Below are 24,831 nucleotides of genomic sequence, written 5' to 3'. Positions count from 1 at the left end.
ATCAGTGGAACCGTATCGCGAACAATGGCGTGACCGCAGTGGTCACGCCGCGCGAACGGACAATGATTCTTGCGCGTGCTCGATGAGTGAGCGCAGCTCAGGCTGCTCCCGAGTGCGATCCTGGCGCCAGATCAGGCCGGTCGCGAGACTGGGGGAGAAGTCGTCGACGGGAAGCACAATGATGTTCTCGTCACGCAATTTCTGCATTCCGCTCTGCGGGTCCAGCATGGAAATCGCGAATGCCCCACCGTTAACGATGATCTCCGCAGTGCTGCCGTAATCACCCGTGTCCAACGTCATGCGGTGGTGGATCCCGGCCGCGGAGAGCCGTGCCTCGATCTCGTCCCAGTAGTCCGGCAGCATCCGCGACGCGGGACGCACGTAGGTCAACCCGGCCAGCTCGTGCAGCGACACCGACTCGCGGGCCCCGAAGTCCGCGGCGGGCAGCACTGCGCCCAGTGGCTCGCTCATCAGCTCGAACACCTCGATGCCCTCGGCGTGCACCGGCAGGTGCACGATGGCCATCGCCAGCTCGCCGCGCTGGACCCCGAGCAGCAGCTCACGGCTCCCGCCGGGCCACCGCTTCAGCTCGCACTCCTCGGCGCAGCGGCGGGTGAAGCCGGTCAAGCGCTCCCGCAAGGACGAGTGCAGACCCGGTGGCACGCCGAGGTGCACCACCGGGCGGGCCCGCCCGGTGGCCTCGCGCAGCCGCCACGGCACGTCGTCGAACCGGCTCAGCGCGTCGTGGGCGATCGGCAGCAGGGCGGTGCCCGACCCGGTCAGCCGCACGTGGTGCGAGTCGCGCTCGAACAGGACCGTCCCCAGCTCGCGCTCCAGGTCCCGGATCCGCTGGCTCAGCGGGGAGGTGGCCATGTGCAGCGACCGCGCGGCGCCCGAGAAGCTCAGCTTCTCCGCCACGGCCACGAAGTACCGCAGATGAAAGATCTCCATCGCCCACCAACAGTACGCCCACACCACCGAACCACCAGGTCAGGCGCCAGGGCATCACCGGCGGGTGGTCAGCTGGTGATGTCCTTGCGGTTGAAGCGCCAGATGGCGAGCGTGATGAACACCGCCGCGTAGGAGAGGGCGGAGAAGGAACCCGTGATCATCGAGGAGAGGTCGATGTCCTCGCTGAGCAGGTCCGAGTAGGCCGTGGAGAAGTGCGTGGGCAGGTAGTTGCGGAGATCGCCCAGCGCGGAGATCTGATCGATGATCTCCGACAGGATCGAGATGAGGACCGCTCCGCCCACCGCGCCCAGCGGTGCGTCGGTGTTGACGCTGAGGAACAGCGCGAGACCCGCGATCCAGCTGAGGTGGATCACCACGTAGGCGGTCGCGGCGGCGAGGCTGAGGATCCCGCGCGGGAACGTCAGGGCCTCGCCGGTGGGGCTGACCAGATCACCGGTGCCGAACCAGAAGACGCCCACCGCCAGCGCGACGCCGACCAGCAGGACCACGCCGAGCACCGACAGCACGGCCGCGACCTTCGCCTTCTGCCGCAGCAGCCGCGTCCGCGGGACCGGTGCGGCGAGCAGGTACTTCAGGCTCGACCAGGACGCTTCGCTGGCCACGGTGTCGCCGAAGAACAGCGCCACCACCACGACCAGCAGGAACCCGGTGGAGGCGAACAGGGTGAACACCGCGAAGTTCAGCCCGCTGGCGGTGGCCATGTCGGCGAAGCTGCGCCCGCCGCGCGCGTCGTCCTCGCCGAGCTCGAAGGCGGCGAGCAGCAGCAGCGGCAGCAGGACCAGGAACGCCAAGGTCAGCCGGGTGCGCACCCGGCGCAGCTGCCGCGCGAGCTCCACCCGCATCGGCAGCGTGCGCTTGGCCGAATAGCCCTCGGCGGCGCCGTCGGCCTGCGGCACGCCGAGCCGCGGGGCGCGCACCAGCGCCGTCTCCGGCTCCGGCACGGCCACCTCGGTGGACGTGGTCGTTTCGTCGTCGCTCACCGCTGATCCTCTCCGACGAGCTGCAGGAAGGCGTCCTCCAGGCGGCGCCGCGGACCGACCTGGTGCACCGAAACACCGGACGCGACCAGCACGTTCACCGCCACCGCCGCCTTGTGCCCCGCGAGGTCGGCGTGCACCAGGTCGTCCTCGATCTCGACCAGGCCCAGCCCCTCGATGGTCCGCAGCGATTCGGCCGCCAGCTCAGGGTCGTCGACGCGGAAGGTCGCCTCCCCGTTGACGGCCATGATCTCGGCGACGCTGCCTTCGGCGACGAGCTTGCCCGACTGCATGACCACGACGTGCGTGCAGGTCTGCTCGACCTCGGCGAGCAGGTGGCTGGAGACCAGCACGGCCCGGCCGGTGGCGGCGTAGCGGCGCAGGATCTCGCGCATCTGGTGGATCTGCGGCGGGTCGAGACCGTTGGTCGGCTCGTCGAGCAGCAGCAGTTCCGGCAGTCCGAGCATGGCCTGCGCGATCGCCAGCCGCTGCTTCATGCCCTGGCTGTAGGTGCGGACCTTGCGCTTGGCCGAGTTCTCCAGGCCGGCGATCTGCAGCACCTCGTCCAGGTGCGCCCGCAGCATCGGACGGCCGGTCGCCGCCCAGTAGTGCCGCAGGTTGTCCACTCCGGACAGGTGGGGCAGGAAGCCCGGTGCCTCCACCAGCGCGCCCACCCGGGACAGGACCGGAGCACCGGCGTGCAGCCGGTGCCCGAAGATCCGGACCTCGCCGCGGGTCGGTCGTAGCAGGCCCAGGAGCATCCGCAGCGTCGTGGTCTTGCCCGCGCCGTTGGGGCCCAGCAGGCCGACGATCTGGCCGCGCTCGACCTGGATGGTGAGGTCGTCGACCGCCGCCTTCTTGCCCGGGTACGACTTGGTCAGTCCGGAGATCACCAGCGGCGTCTCGGCCTGGCGCGCGTCCGGGGTGTCGTGGAACTTGCGCCGGACCGCCGAGAGGGCCCACAGCAGCAGCGCCACCGCGAAGACCAGTCCGATGCCCACCAGAGGACCGACCGGGACCGATCCGGCGCTGGAGGAGGTCGCGCGCACCGACGGGATCGACACGGCACCGTCGCCCGCCAGGGCCACCAGGTGCACTGATGGTTCCCTCGGCAACGCGTAGGCCTGATCGGTGGTGGCCACCGCTAGCTCGATGCGGTGGCCGGTCTCCACCGGGTGCACGACACCGGGCAGCGCCACGTCGAACTCGACGGGCCTGCCGTCCGGGGGCACGCCCGCGATGTGCATCGGTGACACGGCGTTGCCCAGCAGCTGGCGCTGCCCGTCCGGGCCGACGTCGTAGAGCTTGGCGAACAGCACGGCATCGGCGGGCTGCGGCTGTCCGGGGACGGCGGCGATCGCCAGGCGGGTGCGCGGCGTGCCGGAGATCAGCGTCTGCTCCTGCAACGGCTGCGTGCGGAACACCGCGACCTGCCCGGGCAGGTCCCGCGCCAGCGACTGGCCGAGGCTGCCCGCCGCGTCGAGGACCTGGCCGGCGCCGGGGAGCGAAGTGGTGGCGGCCGGTGACCCGCCCGGTGGGTTGACCACTGGCGTGACCGGGCCCTCCAGCGGGAGCGAGTAGCGCGGCGTCCGCGAATCGCGCAGACCCGGGTACGCCGGGGCGGTCATCGTGCGCACCGGGATGTCGCCGTCGCGCTGCGGACGTCCTGCGATGTCGAACTGGAAGCCCGTGCCGGGATCGGGAACCGGTGCCACGCCGCCGAGGTGGAAGGCGAAGAAGTCGGCGATGCGCCCGCGCACCTCCGGGCCGGGAGGGCTGCCGTCGTGCCCGCCGGCGAACCAGATCGTCTTGACCGAGCCGCCCGCCGCGGTGATCTGCCGCGCGTTGGCGTCCGCCTGGTCCAGGCCGAACAGGGTGTCGCGCTCGCCCTGCACCAGCAGAGTCGGCTGGGTGACCCGCGAGTTGGTGGACTTGGGCGAGGATTTCGCCAGCAGGTCCAGGGTCGGCTGGCTCGCACGGCCGCGCTGCGCGACCTCGGAGTAGGCCGCGCACACCGCGGGCACGAAGTTCCCGCAGGTCAGCGACGCCCCCGGGGTGGGTCGCGGCGCGCCGCCCGCGGAGAACAGGAGCCCGGTCCACGCCTGCTTGAACACGCCGTCGGGGTTGAACGAGCCGCCCGCGGGGGTGGACCCGTCGATGCGCGTCTGGCTGGCGTTGTTGGGCAGCAGCGCCTGCCCGAGATCGTTGTAGGTCATCACCGGGGACACGGCGTCGACCCGCGGATCGGTGCCGGCGAGCATCAGCGCCAGCGCGCCGCCGTAGGAGCCGCCGGTGACGCCGACGCGCGGATCGCCGTCGCGGTCGCGCAGCACCTCGGGCTGGCGGGCCATCCAGTCCAGCAGCTGCCGGGCGTCGGTGACCTCGTAATCAGGGGAGTTCAGCGCGATCTGCCCGGTGCTGCGGCCGAATCCGCGCGCCGAGTAGGTCAGCACGGTGAAACCGCGTCCGACCAGCTCCCGGGCCTGTTCGGCGGTGTCGTCCTTGCTGCCGCCGAAGCCGTGCGCGAGCAGGATCGCGGGAGCGGGGGTGTCGACGGGGGAGTAGAGCGTGGCGTCGATCTGCACGCGTTCGGTTCTCCCGGGGCCGTCGAGCACGTCGACCATGGCCTCTCGGGGCTGCGGGGGCTGGGCCGCCGGTTGCAGCGGTTGCACCTGGCCGGACCACAGGAAGGCACCCAGCACCACTAGGAGAACGCATGGCACGGCGAGCAGGGCCAAGCCGGTGCGGCGACGAGGGGAGGCGGACACGCCATCGACAGTAGGTGAACTGAGCGGCACCGGTTTCATCCAGACGCGGGGGGAATGCAAGACGCTATGAACCAGAGACCAAAGCGCAATCGGACACCTCATCGTGCCCGTTGTTCGTGTGGTCTCCGTCGCATCCCCGCGTGCGGTGCCCGAGTGATCGGGACGAGAAGATCGTATCGATCAACGGTGTGAACGCAACGCCTCCAGATCGCCCAGCGCGAGCGAGCCGCATTGCCCCGTTCGGCGGTGCCGCATAGGTTCGACCGGTGACTTGCAGTGCGAGTGGTCACCCCGCCTGGTGCGGAGACCCCGGCATACGTGACAATCTTGGCAAGTGGTGGAGGGGAGTATTCCTTCGCGACGGTGTCGTCATCACGGAACTTGCCTGGTCAAGCCCGGTGCCGTCGGCCGATACAACAGATCGGTGGAAGAGACCTCCGGTCCCGGACGTGTTCGCCCTGAACCGGAGGTGATTGATGGGTGCCGACCTGATGTTGCGCGCTGCACCTGCGCAGCAAGCCGCAGTCGACACGATGCACGTGCACTGGTGGGTGTGGGCAGCCACGCTCGGCGGACTCGCCCTGCTGTTGCTGCTGGACCTGGTGATCGTCGATCGCAAGCCGCACGAGGTGACCACCGCTGAAGCGGCGAAGTGGGTCATCTTCTACATCGGCTGCGCGATCGTGTTCGGCATTGGTGTGTGGATCTTCGGTGATCAGCACTTCGCCATCGAGTACTTCACCGGTTACATCACCGAGTACTCCCTGAGCGTGGACAACCTGTTCATCTTCATGGTGATCATGTCCAGCTTCGCCGTTCCGTCGATCCACCAGCACCGGGTGCTGCTGATCGGCATCCTGCTCGCGCTGGTGATGCGCGGCATCTTCATCGCCGTCGGCGCGGCTCTGATCGCCGAGTTCGTGTGGGTGTTCTTCATCTTCGGCGCCTTCCTCATCTGGACCGCGTTCAGCATGGTCCGCAAGAAGGACGAGGACGAGGAGTACAAGGAGAACGCGGTCGTCCGCTGGGTTCGCAAGGTGTTCCCGGTGACCGACGACTACCACGACGCCAAGCAGACCGTGAAGATCGACGGCAAGCGGTACCTGACGCCGATGTTCGTGGTCATCGTGGCCATCGGCAGTGCCGACCTGCTCTTCGCGGTCGACTCGATCCCGGCGATCTTCGGCATCACGCAGGACCCGTTCCTGGTGTTCACCGCCAACGCGTTCGCGCTGATGGGCCTGCGGCAGCTGTACTTCCTGCTCGGTGGCCTGGTGGACAAGCTGGTCTACCTGTCGATCGGGCTCGCGGTCATCCTCGGCTTCATCGGCCTGAAGCTGATCCTGCACGCCTTCCACGAGTACCACCTGGTGCCGGAGTGGGCGGAGATCAACAACTGGATGTCGCTGGGCTTCATCGTGCTGACGCTGGCCATCACGACCTGGGCCAGCCTCGCGAAGTCCAAGCGGGACTCCTCGGCGGCCGAGGCCAGCCAGGGCTGAGACCCCGCAGCACAGGAAAAATCCCCTCCGGACCAGGTCCGGAGGGGATTTTTCCTGTCCGCTCTCAGTCCAGGAGGGTGTAGCTGAGTTCCTGGCACACGCGCCCGAGCGGGACGTCCAGGCCGGGGTGGCTCAGCGGCAGCAGGACGTCGGGGTCGTCGGGCAGCGCTGTGTCCGCAGGCGGGTCCCAGAGGCACACCGACGGTTTTCCCGAGTCCATGGCCGACCGGTACCAGAGCCCGTCGAGCTCCGGGTAGGACGCGCGGATCGCCCGGGCCCACGCCTGGGTGCGGGATTTCGGCCCGCTGCTGATCGCCTGAGAAGCGCCCGCCCTGGTGGGCCAGAGGCCGGTGAGGTCCAGCAGCCGCAGCGTCCGGCGCGGGTGGAACAGCACCAGGTGCGGACTGCGCGTGCGACGGTCCACTGTGGAGGTCGCCTGGTACACCTCGGCGATGCAGGTCTGCACCGACAGCGAGAAGTACAGGACGCCGTGCTCGCGGGTGATCGTCGGGCCGCCCTGCGAGTTGGGCAGGTGCGGGTCGAACCGCGCGTGCGGCAGGGGACCCGCGTAGCGGAAGCTGTTCCACTGCTGCGGATGGTTGCCGCCGGAGGTGAACACGCGCGCGAGCCTGGTGCTCGACGGCACCGCGATCACGTCCTCCGTACGGCGGAGGATCGCCTGCAGCGCTGCAGGAGCGGGCGGCTGAGGAAGCCGTGCCAATGGTGGTCCCGGTGGTGGTCGCGATGGGGCTGGTCAGGCGGGGGTGCCGATGGCTGCGGCGAGCTCGGCGACTCGTTGTGGTTCACCGCCGGCCAGCAGCCACTCTCGCGGACTCACGGGTCTGTCGTGGATCTCCAGTTCTTCCTGGGGCGTGGTCATGAAGTTGGCCAGCACGAGCGCGGGCTGGTCGGCGGGCATCCACATGAGCACGACGTCCAGTCCGGGCAGCGCGTCGGCATCGCTGAACTGCCACGCGGGCAGCCGCCAGCCGCCGCGGTCCTTCCAGCCGATCAAGCGGCGTTCGCCGATGCGGTGGCGGATCCGGCTCGTGTCGACCCCGATGCGCGCGGCGGCCTGGCCGACCGACAGCGCGGTGTCGCGCAGCACGGTCTGCTCGGCGACGGTGCGGGCGCGCGGGTCGACCTCGGACTCGCCCAGCGGCGAGAGGTCCAGCCCGGTGGCGGCCAGCGCGGCGCGCTCCGCCTCGGTGAAGTGCGCGGCTGGGTCGACCTGCGGCGAGGTGAGCTTCTTGGCAGCGTCCTCGACGAGGTTGAGGAACTCGTTGGCCGTGACCTTCAAACCGGCCCGGGCCAACACGGTCTCCAGCGCGGCTGACATATGCCGAGGATACCGCAGAGCGCACGAAATGCGTGCGCGATCGTGCGCGGACCCACCCGAAGTCACGTGCGGTGCTGACGATGTTGCGGATGGTGACGATGTGGTTGGTCCGACCGGCTTCTTGCCGTTGCGGCGTCCGAGTGCGTGATCACCCGGCGGGAGGGCTCGGGCGACTGCGGATCGTCGGCGAATCGCCTCTTGACGGGAGCGCCGATCGATCGTTGACTTAGACGTACCGACTGGTCGGTCTCACAGTGGAGGTGGCGCGTTGGGCAGCGTGTACGACGAACGGCCGTGGCTGAAGCTCTACGACGGCGATCTGCCCGCCGAGATCGAGCCCGAGCACGCCACGATGCTCGACCTGCTCGCCGACACCGTCCGGGACCACCCCGACGACGTCGCGCTCACCTACTTCGACGGGCGGCTGACCTTCACCGAGCTCGACGACCTCAGCGACGGGCTGGCCTGCCACCTGATCGATCGCGGCGTCGCCGGTGGTGACCGGATCGCGGTCTACCTGCAGAACGTGCCGCAGTTCGCCATCGCCGTGCTCGCCGGGTGGAAGGTGGGCGCCATCGTCGTCCCGCTCAATCCCATGTACCGGACGCACGAGCTCACCAAGATCCTCGGCGACGCCGCGCCGACCGCCGTGATCTCCTCCGAGCGGGGCTGGCACGACGTGGTCAGCGGCGTCGCGACCGCGCTGGGCATCGACATCGCCGTCACCACCAGCGAACTCGACCTCCAGACCCGCGACGACCAGCGGCTGTTCGCCAGGACTGAGCGCAGGCCCGCGGCCGGGTGCGCCGACCTGCTGGCCGCGGCCCGCGCCCACGCCGGGCAGCGCCCGCCCGCGGTCTCCCCGTCCGCATCGGACATCGCGCTGCTGGTCTACACCTCGGGCACCAGCGGCGTCCCCAAGGGCGCCACCAACACCCACGGCAACGTCGTGTTCAACGCCGAGGGCACGGCCCTGCGGCTCGACGAGGAGACCCCCGGCGGGATCTTCGCGCTCGCGCCGCTGTTCCACATCACCGGCCTGGTCGTGCAGTTCGCCGCCGCGCTGGCCGCCGCCAGGCAGCTGGACCTGGCCTACCGCTTCGAGCCCGGAGTCGTGCTCGACGCCCTCGCCGAGCACGGGGCCGCGTTCATGGTCGGTCCGTCCACGGCGTACATGGCGCTGATGAACCACCCCGAGGTCTCCGCCGAGCACTTCGCGTCGCTGAAGATGGTCCACTCGGGAGGAGCGCCGCTGCCCTCGGCGGTGGTCGAGGCGTTCCGGAAGCGCTTCGGCCTCTACATCCGCAACGGGTACGGGCTCACCGAGACCACCGCGACCGCGACCTCCGTGCCGCTGGGTCTGGAAGCCCCGGTCGACGCCGCCTCGGGCACGCTCGCGGTCGGGATCCCCACCTACAACGCGGTGCTGCGGGTGATCGACGAGGACGGGTCGGACCTGCCGGTCGGCGACGTCGGTGAGATCGTCATCGAGGGGCCGATGGTGGTCCCGGCCTACTGGAACAAGCCGGAGGAGACCGCGGCCGGCATCCAGGACGGCAGGCTGCGCACCGGCGACGTCGGGTTCATGGACGAGCACGGCTGGTTCTACGTGGTGGACCGGAAGAAGGACATGATCAACGCCTCCGGCTTCAAGGTGTGGCCGCGCGAGATCGAGGACGTCCTCTACGGACACCCCGCGGTGCGCGAAGCCGCCGTCGTCGGCGTTCCCGACGACTACCGCGGCGAGACCGTCAAGGCGTTCATCAGCCTCGCCCACGGCAGCACCGTCACCGGCGAGGAGCTCGTCGAGCACTGCAAGCGGCAGCTGGCCGCCTACAAGTACCCGCGGAGCGTCGAGATCATCGACGAACTCCCGAAGACCGCAACCGGGAAGATCCTGCGCCGACAACTGCGCGACACGACGCCAGCGGGCGAGTGACACGGAAGGAAGAACCATTGAGCAAGCGTTTCGACGGGCGAGTGGCGATCGTGACCGGTGCAAGCCGGGGAATCGGGCTGGCCATCGCCGAGCGGCTGGTCGCCGAGGGCGCCAAGGTCACCATCACGGCGCGCAAGCCGGAGCCGCTGGCCGAGGCCGTCGCGGGCCTCGGCGAGGGCAACGCGCTGGGCATCGCGGGCAAGGCCGACGACCTGGAGCACCAGGCCGAGGCCGTCGCCAAGACCGTTGAGGCATTCGGCCGGGTCGACCTGCTGGTCAACAACACCGGGATCAACCCCGCCTACGGCCCGATGATCGACCTCGACCACGCCGTCGCGGAGAAGACCTTCCAGGTCAACGTGCTCGCCGCGCTGTCGTGGACCCAGCAGGTGTTCCGAGCCGGGATGGCCGAGCACGGCGGCTCGGTGCTCAACGTGTCCTCGGTGGCCGGTCTCAACCCCGCGCCCGGCATCGGCTTCTACGGCGCGACCAAGGCGATGCTGGCGCACATGACCCAGGAGCTGGCCGTGGAGCTCGCCCCGAAGGTGCGGGTCAACGCGATCGCCCCGGCCGTGGTCAAGACGAAGTTCGCCACCGCCCTCTACGCCGACAACGAGGCCGAGGTCGCCAGCGGATACCCGTTGGGGCGCCTGGGAATTCCCTCGGACATCTCCGGTGCGGCCGCGTTCCTGCTCTCCGAGGAGGCGTCCTGGGTCACCGGGCAGATCCTGGTGCTCGACGGCGGAGCGACGCTGAAGGGCGGGATGTGAGGTGGACCTGTCCGATTCGGTCGTGGTGATCACCGGTGCCGGGAACGGCATCGGCGCCGCCATGGCGCACAAGTTCGCCGCGCTCGGCGCGAAACCGGTTCTCGGGGACCTCGATTCGGACGCGGTCGCCGCGGTCGCGGCCGAGGTCGGCGGTATCGCCGTGCCCGGCGACGCGGCGAGCGAGCAGGGCGTGGCGGATCTGGTCTCCGCGGCGATGGCCGAGCACGGCCGGATCGACGTGTTCTGCGCCAACGCCGGAATCGGGCGCAACGGCGGACCGGAGGCCGACGAGGACGCCTGGGCGGCCTCCTGGGAGGTCAACGTGATGTCCCACGTGCGGGCGGCGCGGGCGGTGCTGCCGCACTGGCTGGAGCGCGGGAAGGGCCACTTCCTGGGTACCGCGTCGGCCGCCGGGCTGCTCACCATGCTCGGGTCCGCGCCGTACTCGGTGACCAAGCACGCCGCCGTCGCCTTCGCCGAGTACCTCAGCATCACCTACGCCGACAAGGGCATCACCGCGCAGGCGCTGTGCCCGCAGGGCGTGCGCACCCAGCTGCTGGAGGCGACCGGCGAGACCGGGCGGATCCTGATGGGCGCCACCGCCATCGAGGCCGTCGACGTCGCCGAGCTCGTGGCGGAGAAACTGGGCGGTGAGGAGTTCCTGATCCTGCCGCACCCGGAGGTCGCCGACTACTACGCGTTGCGCGCGGCCCAGCCGGAGCGGTGGCAGGCGGGCATGCGCAAGCTGCAGCGCAAGGTCGGGTAGCGGCCCGTCTACGCTTGCAGGAGGGCATCGACAAGGGGAGGAACGATGGCGCGCTCGGCCAACGCACGCACGTCCCACGCTGCGGAGGCGGGAACCGAACCGGTACCGCAGCGATTGCTGGCCGTGGCCACCCGGTTGTTCGCGGAGCAGGGCTTCGAAGCGACCTCGGTGCAGCAGATCGTCGATGCCGCGGGCGTCACCAAGGGCGCGATGTACCACTACTTCGGCTCCAAGGACGACCTGCTCTACGAGATCTACGCCCGGGTGCTGCGCGACCAGCAGGCGCGGTTGGACATCGCGGCCGACAGCGACTCCCCGGTCCGGGCGCGGCTGCACTCGGCGGCCTCGGACGTCGTGGCGACCACGGCGGCCAACCTGGAGGACACCATCATCTTCTTCAGGTCGATGCACCTGCTGCACGCCGACAAGCAGGCCGAGGTGCGCGCCGAGCGCCGCCGCTACCACGAGCGGGTGCGCGGTCTGATCGAGGAAGGCCAGGCCACCGGGGTGTTCCGCACCGACAAGTCGGCGGACCTGGTGGTGGACTACTTCTTCGGTGCCGTGCACCACCTCGGCACCTGGTTCCGCGAAGACGGCAAGCTCACCGGCAAGGAGGTGGGCGAGCAGTTCGCCGACCTCCTCCTCGACTCCCTCCGCCCCTAACCCCCGCATTTCCCGCCCCACCTCGCGTCCTGCCCTCCCGCGCTGGAGGTCCTGGGTTCGGGTCTCCCGAAGCGCGGCATTTCCCAGTTTTAGTCCTAACTGAGCGGACATTTCGGGCACGAAAGCCCCTCGGTTATGACTAAAACTGGGGTGCTGCTGCGACCGTCTCGGCGGGGGCTTGAGTTGAGGTGGGGTTTCATTCGGTTTTCGGGTCTTGTGCTGTGAGCCCCCGGGCGTGTTGGCTGCCGCAGTGGTCCTGCGAGGCTGCTGGAGGCGACGATGACCGAGACCGAAGCGGCGCGCTCACCGCGCCTCGACCGCGCGCTCAACCTGATCGAGCGGATCGGCAACAAGCTCCCCGAACCGTTCATCCTGTTCGGACTGCTGTTCCTGCTGGTCGCCGTCGTGTCGACGGCGATATCGGCGTTCGGCGTCACGGTCACCATCCCCGGTTCCGAGAAGGCGACGCCGATCCGCGGCGCCTTCACCGGCGAGGGCTTGGAGTTCCTGTTCACGAAGATGGCGGAGAACTTCATCGGGTTCCCGCCGCTGGAGACCGTCGTCACGATCATGCTCGCGGTCGGCCTGGCCGAGCGCACCGGTATGCTCACCGCGCTGATCAGGGCGTCCTTCGGCAACGCGCGACGTTCGGTGCTGCCCTACGCGGTCGGTCTGGTCGGCGTGAGCGCGAGCGTCATGGCCGACTCCTCGATGATCATCGTCCCGCCGCTGGCGGCGCTCGTGTTCAAGGCGGCGGGCCGTCACCCGGTCGCCGGCCTGCTGGGCGGGTTCGCCGCGACCGGCGCCGGGTATTCGACGTCCGTGGTGGTGACCAGCCTGGACGCGCTGTTCTCCGGGGTCAGCAACAAGGTCGCCGAGACCCTGCCGAACCCGGGCACCCTGGTCACCCCGGTGTCGAACTACTACTTCAACGCCGTTTCGGCGATCCTGCTGGGACTGCTCGCGGGTCTGCTCATCGACCGGCTCATCGAGCCTCGCCTGGTCCGCACCGGCGTTCCGCGGGAGGCCGCCGACGGCGAGCAGGACGAAGACCTGCGGGTCGAGCTGGGAACCCCCGAGCGGCGGGGCCTGCTGTGGGCCGGGGCGGCATTCCTGGTCGCCACCGCGCTGGTGCTGCTGCTGGTGCTCTGGCCGAACTCGCCGCTCGCCAATTCCGACGGCGGGTTCCTGCCGGATTCGCCGCTGCTGGACTCGGTGACGACGCTGATCTTCTTCGGGTTCGCCGTCCCGGCCATCGCCTACGGCGCGAAGGCCGGTTCCGTCACGCGCGCCGCCGACGTGCCGAGGCTGATGGCGCTGGCGCTGCGCGACCTGTCCGGGTTCCTGGTCCTGGCGTTCATGCTCGGCCAGTTCATCGCCCTGTTCAACTGGACGAACCTCGGTTCGCTGGTGGCGGTTTCGGGAGCGGAGGCGCTGCAGGGCCTGCACCTGGACGGTTATCCGGCCTTCCTCGGGTTCATGCTGCTGGCCTCGGTGCTGAACCTGTTCATCATCTCCGGATCGAGCCTGTGGACGCTGATGGCCTCGGTGTTCGTGCCGATGTTCGCGCTGCTGGGATTCGAGCCGGGCTTCGCCCAGGCGGCGTTCCGGGTCGGCGATTCGGCCACGCAGATCATGACGCCGCTGAACCCGTACATGATCATCATCCTGAGCTACCTGCGCCGCTACGAGCCGAGCGCGGGGATCGGCACCCTGGTCGCCCGCATGGTGCCCTTCGTGGTCCCGTTCTGGCTGCTGTGGGCGCTGGTCATGACCGTCTTCTACTTCGCCGACCTCCCGCTGGGGCCGGGCATGGGCATCCACATCGGACCCTGACGAACCCGGGGTGGGGGAAGTTTTCATGAAAACTTCCCCCCACCCCGGGGTGAACGTGGTGATCTGCGGTGGGATGGGGTGGGGAGGTTTTCATGAAAACTTCCCCCACCCGACCACCTCGACGAGTGGTGCTAGAGCAGGACGCGGGAGAGGAACTCCGCCACGCAGGCCGGCTTGTCGGCTCCCTCGATCTCGACCGTGGCCTTGACCGCGAGCTGGAGACCGCCCTCGATCTCGGTGACGTCGATCAGCTCCGTCGTGGAGCGCACCCGCGCGCCGACCGGGACGGGGGAGGGGAAGCGGACCTTGTTGAGCCCGTAGTTGATGCCCATCCTGACGTTGTCGACGCGGAAGGTCTCCGAGTTCAGCTTCGGCAGCAGGCTCAGCGTGAGGAAGCCGTGCGCGATCGGCGTGCCGAACGGTCCCTGCTGGGCCTTCTCGACGTCGACGTGGATCCACTGGTGGTCGTGGGTCGCGTCGGCGAACGTGTTGACCTGCTCCTGGGTGATGGTCAGCCACTCGCTGGTGCCCAGCTTCTCGCCCTTGGCGGCGAGGATCTCGTCCTTGCTGGCGAAAACCTTCATGCGCTTCCTCCTGGAAGGTCGACGAGTTCGGCGATCCGGGCGCGGTGCGCTTCGGCGATGCCGAAGGTGAGCTGGGAACTCTTGGCACGGCCCAGGTACAGGTGCGCGGGGTGCTCCCAGGTCATGCCGATGCCACCGTGCAGCTGCAGGTGCTCCTCGGCCGCGCGGACCACCAGGTCCGAGACGTAGGCCTGTGCCATCGCCACCGCCAGTTCGGTCTCGGTGCCGGCGGCCAGGGCGTCGGAGGCGTTGCGGGACACCGCGCGCGCCATGCTGATCTTGGTCCACAGGTCGGCCAGCCGGTGCTTGACGGCCTGGAACGACCCGATCTGCCTGCCGAACTGGTAGCGGGTCTTGCCGTACTCGACGGTGGTGTCCAGGCAGTGCTGCGCGAGGCCGACCTGTTCGGCCGCCAGCGTTCCCGCCGCCGTGACCAGCGCCTGCCTCAGGACGCGCTCCGCATCGGCGCCGGAGGCGATGCGCACGCCTGCGGTGCCGTCCAGGACGAGCGTGCCGAAGCGGCGGGTCAGGTCCAGCGGCGTGGCCGGCGTGATCGTCGCGGCGGAGGCGTCCACCAGGTACAGCGCCGAACCGTCGGAGTCGACCGCCGGAACCACGACGTGGTCGGCCACTTCGAGGTCGACCACGGCCGACACGGTGCCGGTCAGCGTCGAGTCGGCGGCCTTCACCGACCGCGGGAACTGTGCGTGCGGCACGGTGGTCAGACCGACCGCGACCGTGCCCACCTTCGAACCGTCCACCAGCTGCGGCAGCACATCCCGCTCCGCGCAGCCCACCAGCGTCGTGGTGGCCAGCACCGCGCCGAGGAAGGGGACGGGTGCGACCGCGCGGCCGATCTCCTCGGCCACCACCGCCAGCTCCCGGGCCGTGGCACCGGCGCCGCCGAGCTCCTCGGGCACCAGCAGTCCCGCCAGGCCCATCTCACCGGCCAGCGACCGCCACAGGTCCAGGTCGTAGGGCTCGTCGCTCTCGACGCGGGCCAGGACAGCCGTCCAGTCGCAGCGGTCTCGCAGGATCCGGCGCACTCCTGAGCGCAGGTCCTCCTCGACCTCGGTGTAGAGCAGGTCCGTCATCGCGGCAGCTCCTTCCACGGCTTGTCCTTGTCGGTGCGGATCTCCGGAGGCAGTCCCAGGACCCGCTCCGCGATGACGTTGCGCAGGATCTCGGAGGTGCCGCCCTCGATCGTGTTGCCCTTCGCGCGCAGGTAGCGGAAACCGGGCCCGCGCTTGGTGAAGTCGGTGAACTCGGGCTGGCGGAACGTCCAGTCGTCGTAGGCCAGACCTTCCTCGCCCAGCAGCTCCAGCTGGTAGCCGGTGAGCCGCTGGTTGAGCTCGGCGAAGGCCGACTTGATCGCCGAACCCTCCGGACCCGGCTCCCCGACGGCCATCTGCTGGCGGAGCCGGATGCTGGCCAGCCGCACGGCCTCGGCCTCCACCCAGAGCTCCAGCAGCCGGTCGTGCAACCCCGGCGTGCGCTTCTCGGGGTGTTCCCGCCACTGCTCGGCGGCAGCGCCGATCAGACCGCTCTCGCGAGGTGGCGTGCGACCGCCGATGGCGACGCGCTCGTTCATCAGCGTGCCCAGCGCCACCGACCAGCCCTGGCCGACGTCGCCGAGCCGCTGCGAGTCGGGGATGCGCACGCCGGAGAGGAAGACCTCGTTGAACTCGGCCTCGCCGGTGATCTGCCGCAGCGGGCGGACTTCCACGCCCGGCGCGGTCATGTCGCAGATGAAGTAGGTCAGGCCCTTGTGCTTGGGCTGGTCGGGATCCGACCGGGTCACCAGGATCGCCCAGCGCGCCTCGTGCGCCAGCGACGTCCACACCTTCTGGCCGTCGACGGCCCAGTCATCGCCGTCGCGAACGGCCTTGGTCGACAGCGCTGCGAGGTCCGAGCCGGCGCCCGGCTCGCTGAACAGCTGGCACCAGATCTCCTCGCCGGTCCACAGCGGGCGCAGGTAGCGCGCGTGCTGCTCGGCGTTGCCGAACCGCAGGATCGTCGGGGCGGCCATGCCCAGCCCGATGACGTTCATGTGCGGGGAGTTGTCCGGCGCGCCCGCCTCGGCGAACGCGGCGTCGACGTTGGCCTGCAACTCGCGGGCCGCGCCCAGACCGCCCAGGCCCTCCGGGAAGTGCACCCAGGCCAGCCCGGCGTCGAACCGGGCGCGCAGGAACTCCAGCCGGTCCGTGGTCTCCGGCGAGTGCGCTGCCAGGAACTCCTGCACCCGGCCGCGCAGCTCGGTGGCGTCCACTCCGGTCACGCCTTCGGTCCGCCGGCCACGTAGATGACCTGGCCGGAGACGAAGCCGGAGCGCTCGTCGGCGAAGAAGGACACCGTGTTGGCGATGTCCTCGGGCGCACCGGCGCGCCCGACCGGGATCTGCGAGATCGCGGCGGTGGTGAAGTCCTCGAAGGAGACCCCGACGCGCTCGGCGGTCGCCTTGGTCATGTCGGTGGCGATGAAGCCCGGCGCGATCGCGTTCGCGGTGATGCCGAACTTGCCCAGCTCGATGGACAGCGTCTTGGTCAGGCCCTGCAGCCCGGCCTTGGCCGTGGAGTAGTTGGCCTGACCGCGGTTGCCCAGCGCCGAGGTCGACGAGAGGTTCACGATCCGGCCCCACTTGGCCTCGACCATGTGCTTCTGCACGGCTCGGGCCATCAGGAACGAGCCTCGCAGGTGCACGCTCATCACGATGTCCCAGTCGTCCTCGGACATCTTGAACAGCATGTTGTCGCGCAGCACGCCGGCGTTGTTCACCAGCACCGTCGGCGAGCCCAGCTCGGAGGCGATCCGGTCGACGGCGGTCTGCACCTTCTCGGCGTCGGCGACGTCGCAGCCCACGGCCAGCGCCTTGCCCCCGCCGGACTCGATCGCCGCAACGGTGTCGGCGCACTGCTTCTCGTCGAGGTCGATGACGCCGACGGCGAACCCGTCCTCGGCAAGCCTCTTCGCGGTGGCGGCACCGATCCCGCGAGCGGCACCGGTGACGATCGCGACACGACTCTCAACCATGGACAACTCCTCGTTGCTCTGTGCGGTTCACATTGCCCCGGCCCGCGCGGAGCTCTCCGGGTGTCCGCGGGTTCGGGGTTCGTTGGGGTAACGGGGGAGAGGGGTGGTGGGTTACTTCTTGTACTTGCGGAGCTCGCGGCGGGCCAGGGAGCGGCGGTGCACCTCATCGGGGCCGTCGACCAGGTGCAGCGTGCGGGCGTGAGCGTAGAGCGCCGCCAGCGGGAACGCCTGCGAGACGCCGCCACCGCCGTGGGCCTGGATGGCGCGGTCGATGACCCAGGTGGTCATCTCCGGGACCGCGACCTTGATCGACTGGATCTCGGTGTGCGCGCCCTGGTTGCCGACCGTGTCCATCAGCCACGCGGTCTTGAGCACCAGCAGCCGGGCCAGCTCGATCTTCACCCGGGACTCGGCGATCCAGTGCTGCACCACGCCCTGGTCGGCCAGCGGCTTGCCGAACGCGACCCGCTCGGAGGTGCGCCGGCACATCAGCTCCAGCGCCCGCTCGGCCATGCCGATGGCGCGCATGCAGTGGTGGATGCGGCCGGGGCCGAGCCGCGCCTGGGCGATCGCGAATCCCTCGCCCTCGCCGGAGATGACGTTGTCCACCGGCACCCGCACGTCGTTGAACACGATCTCGGCGTGACCGCCGTGGTCGGCGTCGTCGTAGCCGAAGACGTTCATGCTGCGCTGGATCTCGACGCCCGGGGTGTCCTTGGGCACGAGCACCTGGCTCTGCTGGCGGTGCCGCTCGGCCTCCGGGTCGGTCTTGCCCATCACGATCAGGATCTTGCACCGCGGGCTCATCGCTCCGGAGGAGAACCACTTCCGGCCGTTGATGACGTAGTGGTCGCCGTCGCGGGTGATGCGGGTGCCGATGTTGGTCGCGTCGGAGGAGGCGACGTCGGGCTCGGTCATGCAGAACGCCGACCGGATCTCACCGTCCAGGAGCGGCTGCAGCCACTGCTTCTGCTGCGCTTCGGTGCCGAACTGCGCGAGCACCTCCATGTTCCCGGTGTCCGGCGCCGCGCAGTTGGTGGCTTCCGGCGCCAGGTGGCCGGAGCGGCCCATGATCTCGGCGAGCGGTGCGTACTGCAGGTTGGTCAGCCCCGCGCCGTGGTCTCCGGGAAGGAAGAGGTTCCACAGACCGCGCTTTCGCGCTTCGGCCTTGAGCTCCTCCATGACCGGGGGGTGCGCGGCCCAGCGGTCGGAGGCTTCGCCCAGCTGCTCGGCGAAGACCGGCTCGGCGGGGTAGATGTGCGAGTCCATGAACTCCAGCAGCTGACCGCGCAGCTCCTCGGTCCGTGCGTCGAACGCGAAATCCATCTCTCATGCCTCCTTGAGGGTCGCCAGGCCCTGCGCGACGAGCGGAGCGACCAGGCCGCCGACGTGCTCGAAGCCCTCGCCGACGGTCTGGTCGTGGATGTAGCGGTAGTGGATCCCTTCCAGGATCACCGCGATCTTGAAGTAGCCGAACGCCAGGTACCAGTTCACATCGGACAGATCGAGCTCGCTGCGCTCGGCGTAGCGGGTGAACAGCTGCTCGGCGCTGGGGAACCCGTACTCCGGGCCGATTCCCTTGGCGATCGGGTTGTTCTCCAGGCCGCTGAAGCCCTCCCAGTAGACAGCCAGCAGGCCGAGGTCGGTGAGCGGGTCGCCGATGGTGGCCATCTCCCAGTCGAGCACGGCCTTGATCTGCTGGTCGTCGCCGACGATGACGTTGTCGAGCCGGTAGTCGCCGTGCACGATGCCCACCCGGCCGGTGGTCGGGACCTGGTCGGCGAGCCGCTGGGAGAGCTCGTCGATGCCGTCGACCTCGCGGCTGTGGGAGGCCTTGAGCTGCTTGGTCCACCGGCGGACCTGGCGTTCCAGGAAGCCCTCCGGGCGGCCGAACTCGGCCAGCCCCACCGAGGCCGGGTCGATCGAGTGCAGGTCGGCGAGCACGTCCATGAGCTGGTACGACAGGTCCTCGCGCTGCTGCGTGCTCAGCCGGTTGGTCTGCTCGGGCGCGCGGAAGACGGTGCCCGGCACGTACTCCATCACGTAGAAGGGGGCGCCGAGCACGGAGTCGTCCTGGCACAGCACGTCGGTGCGCGGCACCGGGACCCGCGTTCCGGCGAGGGCGGTGAGCATCCGGTGCTCGCGGCTCATGTCGTGCGCGGTCGCCAGCACGTGGCCCAGCGGTGGGCGTCGCACGACCCACTGCCCGGTGCCGTCGCTGACGAGGTAGGTCAGGTTCGAGCGACCGCCCTGCACCAGCTCGCCGGTGAGCTCGCCGGTCACCAGACCGGGTGTCTCGACGTCGAGGTACGCCCGCAGCCGGTGCAGGTCGAGGCCGGGCAGCTCGTCGGGCTCTGGTGCGTTCACCTGATCTCCTCGTCCAGTGGTGCGGATCCGGCGGGCAGCAGCGCGGCCAGCCGGGTTCGGGTCTCCGCCGGGCCGGTGTGCAGCACGGCGTGCATGCCCAGGTGGCGGGCGGCGTCGACGTTGGGAGCGCCGTCGTCGACGAAGGCGGTCTGCTCGGCGGGCAGGCCGAGCTCGTCCAGGCTCATCCGGTAGATGCGCGGGTCGGGCTTGCGCAGCCCGACCCGGCCGGACAGGACGGTGGACTCGAAGAGTCCCGTCAGCTGCTCCCACGGGTAGGCGTCGATGTTCCCCCAGCTGTTGGACAGCAGTGCGGTGCGGATCCCGCGTTCCCGCAGGTCGCGCACGAGGGTCAGCATGGCCGGTTCGGGACGCATCCGCGCGAAGAGCCGTCCGAGCAGGTCGTCGGGGGAGACGGGCTGATCGTCGAGGGTGTGCAGCCGGTCGGCCATCGCCTTGTTGAAGCCATCGGCGTCGAGCTCACCGGTTTCCAGCAGGTGCACGGGCGTGCCTGCGGGCGCGTCGCGGGAGAGCCACTCCTTGAGCGCGGCGGAGAACAGCTCCGGCCGGATCCGCTCTTCGGTCAGCCAGGCGTTGATCGAGTCGCGCGTGGGTGTGGTCAGCACGCCTCCGTAGTCGAAGACGACCGCGCGCACGGTCGGGGTGGCAGCACTGGAACCCATGAACAGGACCGTACCGACTAGACGGTATGTCGCGCTAGCCCCAGTTCGCGGACCCCGTCGCGCCTGCGCTGCGGGGTGATGTGCGCGAGCGCGGATGGAGGCGGGCGATCACCCCGCGTCCACGATCCGACGGTTCTCCTCCGCGTCGCGGGTCCACCTGGGTGGCCGGTGTTCATCGGGATGGCGGTTGCGCAGGCCCCTCCCGCGCGATCCGCTCACGCTGCGTCAAAGGTGGTAACTTCGGCAAAATCATCCTCGTTGACCAGCGTTTTACTCGTCGGTAGGTTACGAATTCACCGCGCGGACAGCACTTTTCGACTTCCATCGAGTGTGCAGGAGAGGCCAATGAAGTCCGTCCTCAGTGGAAAGCGCGCCGCCATCGCGGCCGCCTTCGCCGCCACCGCAGCCCTCACCATGACTCCCCAGGCCATGGCTGCTCCCTTCGAGGTCAACTTCGACTGCCAGGGTGATGCGCCGACGGGCGCCCAGCAGTTCACCCTCGCGCAGAGCACCGATGTCTCGGCGCCCGAGACCGTCGCTCCCGGAGCGGCTTTCGACGTCGTCGTCGACCCGGCCGTGAACACCATCCCGGGCGAGGTCAACGGCAACACCGTCAAGGAGGTCGCCGGGTTCGACCTGAGACTCCCGATTCCGGCGAACTCCACCTACGTCTCGGCCGACCTGGCCGGCGGCTCGAACCTCGGCCCGAACCCGCCGACCATCAACGTCGAGAACGGTGTCGCCACCGTGCACCTCGACGGTCCGATCGCCGGTGGCAGCGAGTTCGAGCTCCCCACCATCACCGTGCACCTCACCGCGGGCGAGTCCGGCACGATCGAGACCAAGCTCGCGGGGACCAGCTACGAAGACCCGGGCCTGACCTTCACCGCGGTCGTGTCCTCGATCATCGGTGACGTCGACGTCCCGTCGGCGTGCTTCCCCAACCCGAACCCCACGCTGACCACCACCACGATCGGCTGACGCAGGAGCTTTCCACGGCGGGGGCGCATCGCGTCCCCGCCGCTCACCTGCGCGTGATCAGGTGGGCGGCGATCCCGGCGACCAGGCCCCAGAAGACCGAGGCGATCCCGAACGCCGTGATGCCGGACGCGGTGACCAGGAAGGCGATCAGCGCGCCGGTCCGGCTGTCGGTGTCGGCGGTGGCCTTGGCCAGCGAGCTGCCGATCGTGTCGAGCAGGCCGATCCCGGCGAGAGCGGCGATCAGCGCCCCGGGGAACGCCGCGATGAGGCTCGCCAGCGTCGCGCCGAAGATCCCGATGACCAGGTACAGCGCGCCCGAGGTGATCGCCGCCTTGTAGCGCTGGGCGGGTTCCTCGTGGGCTTCGGGGCCCATGGCCAGGGCGGCCGTGATCGCCGCGAGGTTGATGCCGAAGCAGCCCAGCGGTGCCAGCAGCACGTTCATCGCGCCGGTCCAGGACAGCACCGGTGAGATGGGCGTGGTGTAGCCGTGGGCCCGCAGCGTCACGACACCGGGCAGGTTCTGCGAGGTCGTGGTGATCACGAACAGCGGGATCGCGATGCCCACCACCGAGTGCACCGAGAAGTCCGGCCACGTCCACACCGGCGTCGCCGTGGCCAGGTCGATGTCGCCCGCCCGCAGGGTGCCTGCGAAGCCGGTCCCGGGCAGGCCGATGATCAGGCTGATCAGCACCGCGTAGCGCGGCAGGAAGCGCTTGCCCAGCAGGTAGCCGGCCAGCATCGCCGCCACCAGCGCGAACTCCTCCCGCATCGTGGTGAACAGGTCGATGCCGAATCGCAGCAGGACGCCGCCGAGCAGTGCTGCGGCGATCGCGGGCGGGATCAGGTTCACCGCCCTCTCGAACAGCCCGGTCACGCCCACCAGCAGCGACAGCAGCGCGGCCAGCAGGAACGCGCCGATCGCCTCCGGCATGGTCAGGCCGTGGCCGCTCGCCGCGAGCAGCGCCGCGCCCGGTGTCGACCAGGCGAGCACGATCGGCGCGCGGGTCCGCAGCGACAGCGCGATGGAGGTGACGCCGATGCCCAGGCCGAGTGCGAGGATCCAGGAGGAGATCTCGGCGGGTGCGGCTCCCAGCGTTCGGGCGGCTTCGAAGACGATGGCGGCCGAGCTCACCACCCCGACGAGGGTGGTGATGGCCCCGGCGACCAAGGTGGAGACCGGTGCGGCGGGTAACCGCTGACGCAACTGCACGAGCCCATCCGTTCTGTATATGGAACGATGGGAATGCTAGGAGGTGCCCGTGGAACCGGTCAAGCTCGTCGGGGAGAACCTGCGCGCGGCCCGCACCCGGCGCGGGCTGTCGCTGTCGGAGGTGGCCAGGCAGGCGGGCATCGGCAAGGGCACGCTGTCCGAGCTCGAATCGGGGAACCGGAACCCCACCCTGGAAACCCTCTACGCGCTGGCCACGGTGCTCGGCCTGCCGCTCGGACGGCTCCTGGCGGCCGAACCCGAGGAGCGAGCCGAGGAGCCCCTCCACGTCCACCGCGCCGCCGGGCCGGAGATCTCCGGCCGCGCGGCCGACGTCGAGCTGCTGGACAGCGTCGACGACGGCCGGACCCGCCTGGAGATCTACCGCCTGCACATCCGCGCGGGCACGAGCCACACCTCTCCGGCCCACCACCCCAGGGTCATCGAGCAGCTGCACGTCCACACCGGAACCCTCATCACCGGACCGGAATCGGACCCGCGGAGGCTGGAGCCGGGCGACTACATCCGCTTCGACGCCACGGTCCCGCACGTCTACGAAGCCCCGGACGGAGCCACCACGGCCACCCTCGTCATGCGCTACCCGACCTGAACTTCCCGCAAGCGCACACCGGGCAGGGAATGAACGGGGTTTCGAACTTCGAGCACCCCCACGTGGTCGGGGTGGAGCGCCTGGGGTGGGGAAGTTTTCATGAAAACTTCCCCACCCCAGGCACTCCACCCCACCACAGAAAGGTGAAAGTCCCTCCGGGACGGGGGACCGGAGGGACTTCCCGGGGGTGAGCACCTGGCCGTTTCGGGGCGGTTCAGGGGCCCGGCGCGGGTGTCCTCGCGGCTGCGAGGACACCCGCCTCGTGACTGCTCAGGCGTTGTCCTGCTTGAGCATGTCGGAGCACTTCTCGCCGATGGCCATGGTGGTGATGTTGGGGTTCACCGCCACCAGGAACGGCATCACCGAGGCGTCGGCGACGCGCAGGCCCTCGACGCCCTTGACGCGCAGGCGCGGGTCGAGCGGCTTCGAAACATCCTCGGCCGCACCCATCTTCACCGACCCCGCGGGGTGGTAGACGGTGTTGTGGGTGCGCTTGATGTAGTCGGCGATCTCGTCGTCGGTCTGCACGTCCTCGCCGGGGAAGAGCTCCTCGCCGGCCCACTCCTGCATCGCCGACTGCGCGACGATCTTGCGGGCCAGCTTGATGCCCTCGGTCATGACGCGGATGTCGTGACCGTCCGGGTCGGTGAAGTAGCGCGGGTCGACCTTGGCCTTGTCCCGGAAGTCCCTGCTGCGCAACCGGACCGTGCCGGTGGAGCGCGCGCGGGTGACGTTCGGGGTCAGGCAGAAGGCGTTCTCCGACGACGGGTAGCCCTGCCGCACGGTGTGCATGTCGAACGGCACGGAACCGTAGTGGAACATCAGGTCCGGCCGGTCCAGGTCCTCTTCGGTCCGGGTGAAGATGCCGATCTCCCACCACTGGGTGGAGTCCTCCACCATCGGCTTCTTGGCTTCCCAGCTGATCACGCCCTCGGGGTGGTCCTCCAGGGTGGAACCGACGCCGGGGGAGTCGACCAGCACGTCGATGCCGAACTCGCGCAGGTGCTCGGCCGGCCCGATGCCGGAGAGCATCAGCAGCTTCGGCGTGTCGATCGCACCGGTGGACAGCACGACCTCCTTGCGAGCGGAGATCGTCTTGGAGTGGATCAGGTCGTCGCTGAGGTACTCCACTCCGGTGGCGCGCGTGCCGTCGAAGGTGACCTTCTTGGCCCAGGCGTTGGTGCGGATCTCCAGGTTCGGCCGGTCCATGATCGGGTGCAGGTAGGACACCGACGACGAGGACCGGGTGCCGTCCTGCTTGGCGTTGATCTGGAACCAGTTGGCGCCGTGGGTGACCGTCGTGCCGGAGTTGAACTCGGTGGTCGGAATGCCCTGCTGCTCGCAGGCTTCCAGCAGCGCGACACCTGTCGGGTCCTTCGGCGGGACCGAGCGGATGGTCACCGGGCCGCCGCGGCCGTGGTGCTCGCCCGGTCCGTCGTTGGTCTCCAGCCGCTTGTACAGCGGGAACATGTCCGCCGAGCTCCAGCCGGGCAGGCCCATCGACTCCCACTCGTCGAGATCCTCGGCCGGTGCCCAGAACGCGATGCAGGAGTTGTGCGAGGAACAGCCTCCCAGCACCCGGGCGCGGGCGTGCCGCATGAACGAGTTGCCGTTCTCCTGCGGCTCGATGAGGTAGTCCCAGTCGTACCCGGACTCCAGCAGCGCCATCCACTTCTTGAGTTCGAGGACGTTGCTGTCGCCGACGTCGGACGGTCCCGCTTCCAGGAGGCACACGGTCGTGCCGGGGTCCTCCGACAGCCGGGCCGCCACAGCCGCACCCGCGCTACCGCCACCCACCACGACGTAGTCGAACTGATCGGTCATGGTCATTCCTTTCAGA

Annotated in this window: 22 protein-coding genes; 8 read left to right on the top strand and 14 right to left on the bottom strand. The window is 69.5% G+C overall.

The annotated features are described in order from the left end of the window. Positions 1 to 42: 42 nt before the first annotated feature. From ACYVF3_RS20560 to ACYVF3_RS20550, 3 genes are all read right to left on the bottom strand, one after another. A complete protein-coding gene (locus ACYVF3_RS20560; protein ID WP_461155851.1) occupies positions 43 to 951 on the bottom strand; it encodes a LysR family transcriptional regulator in 909 nt (302 codons plus the stop codon). Between the two features lie 68 nt (positions 952 to 1,019). Further along, complete coding sequence (locus tag ACYVF3_RS20555) at positions 1,020 to 1,952, bottom strand: ABC transporter permease subunit (protein WP_461155850.1); 933 nt, start codon at positions 1,950 to 1,952, stop codon at positions 1,020 to 1,022. Next, on the bottom strand, positions 1,949 to 4,573 hold the full coding sequence (locus tag ACYVF3_RS20550) for an alpha/beta fold hydrolase (RefSeq protein WP_461156019.1): 2,625 nt from the start codon (positions 4,571 to 4,573) through the stop codon (positions 1,949 to 1,951). The genes ACYVF3_RS20555 and ACYVF3_RS20550 overlap by 4 nt, the downstream gene beginning before the upstream one ends. 677 nt (positions 4,574 to 5,250) lie before the next feature. Between ACYVF3_RS20550 and ACYVF3_RS20545 the strand changes: the two genes are divergently transcribed. Beyond that, positions 5,251 to 6,219 carry a TerC family protein gene (locus tag ACYVF3_RS20545; protein ID WP_461156018.1) on the top strand — a complete coding sequence of 323 codons (969 nt, stop codon included), beginning with the start codon at positions 5,251 to 5,253 and terminating at the stop codon, positions 6,217 to 6,219. Positions 6,220 to 6,283: 64 nt separating this feature from the next. On the opposite strand, the gene ACYVF3_RS20540 is transcribed toward ACYVF3_RS20545, so the two are convergent. Continuing rightward, positions 6,284 to 6,940 carry an RES family NAD+ phosphorylase gene (locus ACYVF3_RS20540; RefSeq protein WP_461155849.1) on the bottom strand — a complete coding sequence of 219 codons (657 nt, stop codon included), beginning with the start codon at positions 6,938 to 6,940 and terminating at the stop codon, positions 6,284 to 6,286. Between the two features lie 33 nt (positions 6,941 to 6,973). Further along, positions 6,974 to 7,558 carry a DNA-binding protein gene (locus ACYVF3_RS20535; RefSeq protein ID WP_461155848.1) on the bottom strand — a complete coding sequence of 195 codons (585 nt, stop codon included), beginning with the start codon at positions 7,556 to 7,558 and terminating at the stop codon, positions 6,974 to 6,976. Positions 7,559 to 7,826: 268 nt separating this feature from the next. On the opposite strand from ACYVF3_RS20535, the gene ACYVF3_RS20530 reads away from it, so the two are divergent. The 5 genes from ACYVF3_RS20530 to ACYVF3_RS20510 all read left to right on the top strand — a co-directional run bounded on the left by ACYVF3_RS20530 (position 7,827) and on the right by ACYVF3_RS20510 (position 13,532). Beyond that, positions 7,827 to 9,497, top strand: a complete 1,671-nt coding sequence (locus ACYVF3_RS20530) for an AMP-binding protein (RefSeq protein WP_461155847.1) — start codon at positions 7,827 to 7,829, stop codon at positions 9,495 to 9,497. A 17-nt stretch (positions 9,498 to 9,514) separates the two neighbouring features. Continuing rightward, positions 9,515 to 10,267 (top strand): SDR family oxidoreductase, encoded by a 753-nt coding sequence (locus ACYVF3_RS20525; RefSeq protein WP_461155846.1) that lies wholly within the window; start codon positions 9,515 to 9,517, stop codon positions 10,265 to 10,267. A 61-nt stretch (positions 10,268 to 10,328) separates the two neighbouring features. Further along, positions 10,329 to 11,033, top strand: coding sequence for an SDR family oxidoreductase (locus ACYVF3_RS20520; RefSeq protein WP_461156017.1), 705 nt, complete (start codon positions 10,329 to 10,331; stop codon positions 11,031 to 11,033). 45 nt (positions 11,034 to 11,078) lie between these two features. Then, a complete protein-coding gene (locus ACYVF3_RS20515; protein ID WP_461155845.1) occupies positions 11,079 to 11,696 on the top strand; it encodes a TetR/AcrR family transcriptional regulator in 618 nt (205 codons plus the stop codon). A gap of 279 nt (positions 11,697 to 11,975) precedes the next feature. Further along, on the top strand, positions 11,976 to 13,532 hold the full coding sequence (locus tag ACYVF3_RS20510; protein WP_461155844.1) for an AbgT family transporter: 1,557 nt from the start codon (positions 11,976 to 11,978) through the stop codon (positions 13,530 to 13,532). A gap of 131 nt (positions 13,533 to 13,663) precedes the next feature. On the opposite strand, the gene ACYVF3_RS20505 is transcribed toward ACYVF3_RS20510, so the two are convergent. The 7 genes from ACYVF3_RS20505 to ACYVF3_RS20475 all read right to left on the bottom strand — a co-directional run bounded on the left by ACYVF3_RS20505 (position 13,664) and on the right by ACYVF3_RS20475 (position 20,193). Next, the gene (locus ACYVF3_RS20505) at positions 13,664 to 14,116 is read right to left on the bottom strand and encodes a MaoC family dehydratase (RefSeq protein ID WP_461155843.1); all 453 of its coding nucleotides are present in this window, start codon (positions 14,114 to 14,116) and stop codon (positions 13,664 to 13,666) included. Further along, on the bottom strand, positions 14,113 to 15,210 hold the full coding sequence (locus ACYVF3_RS20500; protein ID WP_461155842.1) for an acyl-CoA dehydrogenase family protein: 1,098 nt from the start codon (positions 15,208 to 15,210) through the stop codon (positions 14,113 to 14,115). The genes ACYVF3_RS20505 and ACYVF3_RS20500 overlap by 4 nt, the downstream gene beginning before the upstream one ends. Next, positions 15,207 to 16,385 (bottom strand): acyl-CoA dehydrogenase family protein, encoded by a 1,179-nt coding sequence (locus tag ACYVF3_RS20495; RefSeq protein ID WP_461156016.1) that lies wholly within the window; start codon positions 16,383 to 16,385, stop codon positions 15,207 to 15,209. The genes ACYVF3_RS20500 and ACYVF3_RS20495 overlap by 4 nt, the downstream gene beginning before the upstream one ends. 5 nt (positions 16,386 to 16,390) lie before the next feature. After that, a complete protein-coding gene (gene fabG / locus ACYVF3_RS20490) occupies positions 16,391 to 17,146 on the bottom strand; it encodes a 3-oxoacyl-ACP reductase FabG (RefSeq protein ID WP_461155841.1) in 756 nt (251 codons plus the stop codon). A gap of 111 nt (positions 17,147 to 17,257) precedes the next feature. Further along, positions 17,258 to 18,472, bottom strand: a complete 1,215-nt coding sequence (locus ACYVF3_RS20485; protein ID WP_461155840.1) for an acyl-CoA dehydrogenase family protein — start codon at positions 18,470 to 18,472, stop codon at positions 17,258 to 17,260. Between the two features lie 3 nt (positions 18,473 to 18,475). Continuing rightward, positions 18,476 to 19,513: a phosphotransferase family protein gene (locus ACYVF3_RS20480; RefSeq protein WP_461155839.1), complete on the bottom strand. Its 1,038-nt coding sequence runs from the start codon at positions 19,511 to 19,513 to the stop codon at positions 18,476 to 18,478. Continuing rightward, positions 19,510 to 20,193, bottom strand: a complete 684-nt coding sequence (locus tag ACYVF3_RS20475; protein WP_461155838.1) for an HAD family hydrolase — start codon at positions 20,191 to 20,193, stop codon at positions 19,510 to 19,512. The genes ACYVF3_RS20480 and ACYVF3_RS20475 overlap by 4 nt, the downstream gene beginning before the upstream one ends. Before the next feature lie 345 nt (positions 20,194 to 20,538). Here ACYVF3_RS20475 and ACYVF3_RS20470 point away from each other — a divergent pair, with 345 nt between their 5' ends. After that, positions 20,539 to 21,174 carry a cyclase gene (locus ACYVF3_RS20470; RefSeq protein WP_461155837.1) on the top strand — a complete coding sequence of 212 codons (636 nt, stop codon included), beginning with the start codon at positions 20,539 to 20,541 and terminating at the stop codon, positions 21,172 to 21,174. 43 nt (positions 21,175 to 21,217) lie between these two features. Here ACYVF3_RS20470 and ACYVF3_RS20465 read toward each other — a convergent pair whose 3' ends face one another. Continuing rightward, positions 21,218 to 22,384, bottom strand: a complete 1,167-nt coding sequence (locus ACYVF3_RS20465; RefSeq protein WP_461155836.1) for a benzoate/H(+) symporter BenE family transporter — start codon at positions 22,382 to 22,384, stop codon at positions 21,218 to 21,220. Between the two features lie 49 nt (positions 22,385 to 22,433). On the opposite strand from ACYVF3_RS20465, the gene ACYVF3_RS20460 reads away from it, so the two are divergent. Then, entirely contained in the window at positions 22,434 to 22,991 is a 558-nt protein-coding gene (locus tag ACYVF3_RS20460) for a helix-turn-helix domain-containing protein (protein ID WP_461155835.1), read from the top strand. Between the two features lie 270 nt (positions 22,992 to 23,261). On the opposite strand, the gene ACYVF3_RS20455 is transcribed toward ACYVF3_RS20460, so the two are convergent. Continuing rightward, the gene (locus ACYVF3_RS20455; protein WP_461155834.1) at positions 23,262 to 24,815 is read right to left on the bottom strand and encodes a GMC family oxidoreductase; all 1,554 of its coding nucleotides are present in this window, start codon (positions 24,813 to 24,815) and stop codon (positions 23,262 to 23,264) included. Between the last annotated feature and the right edge of the window lie 16 nt (positions 24,816 to 24,831).

The organism is Saccharopolyspora tripterygii, from assembly GCF_054778355.1.
This window is presented reverse-complemented; position numbering and strand designations above follow the sequence as displayed.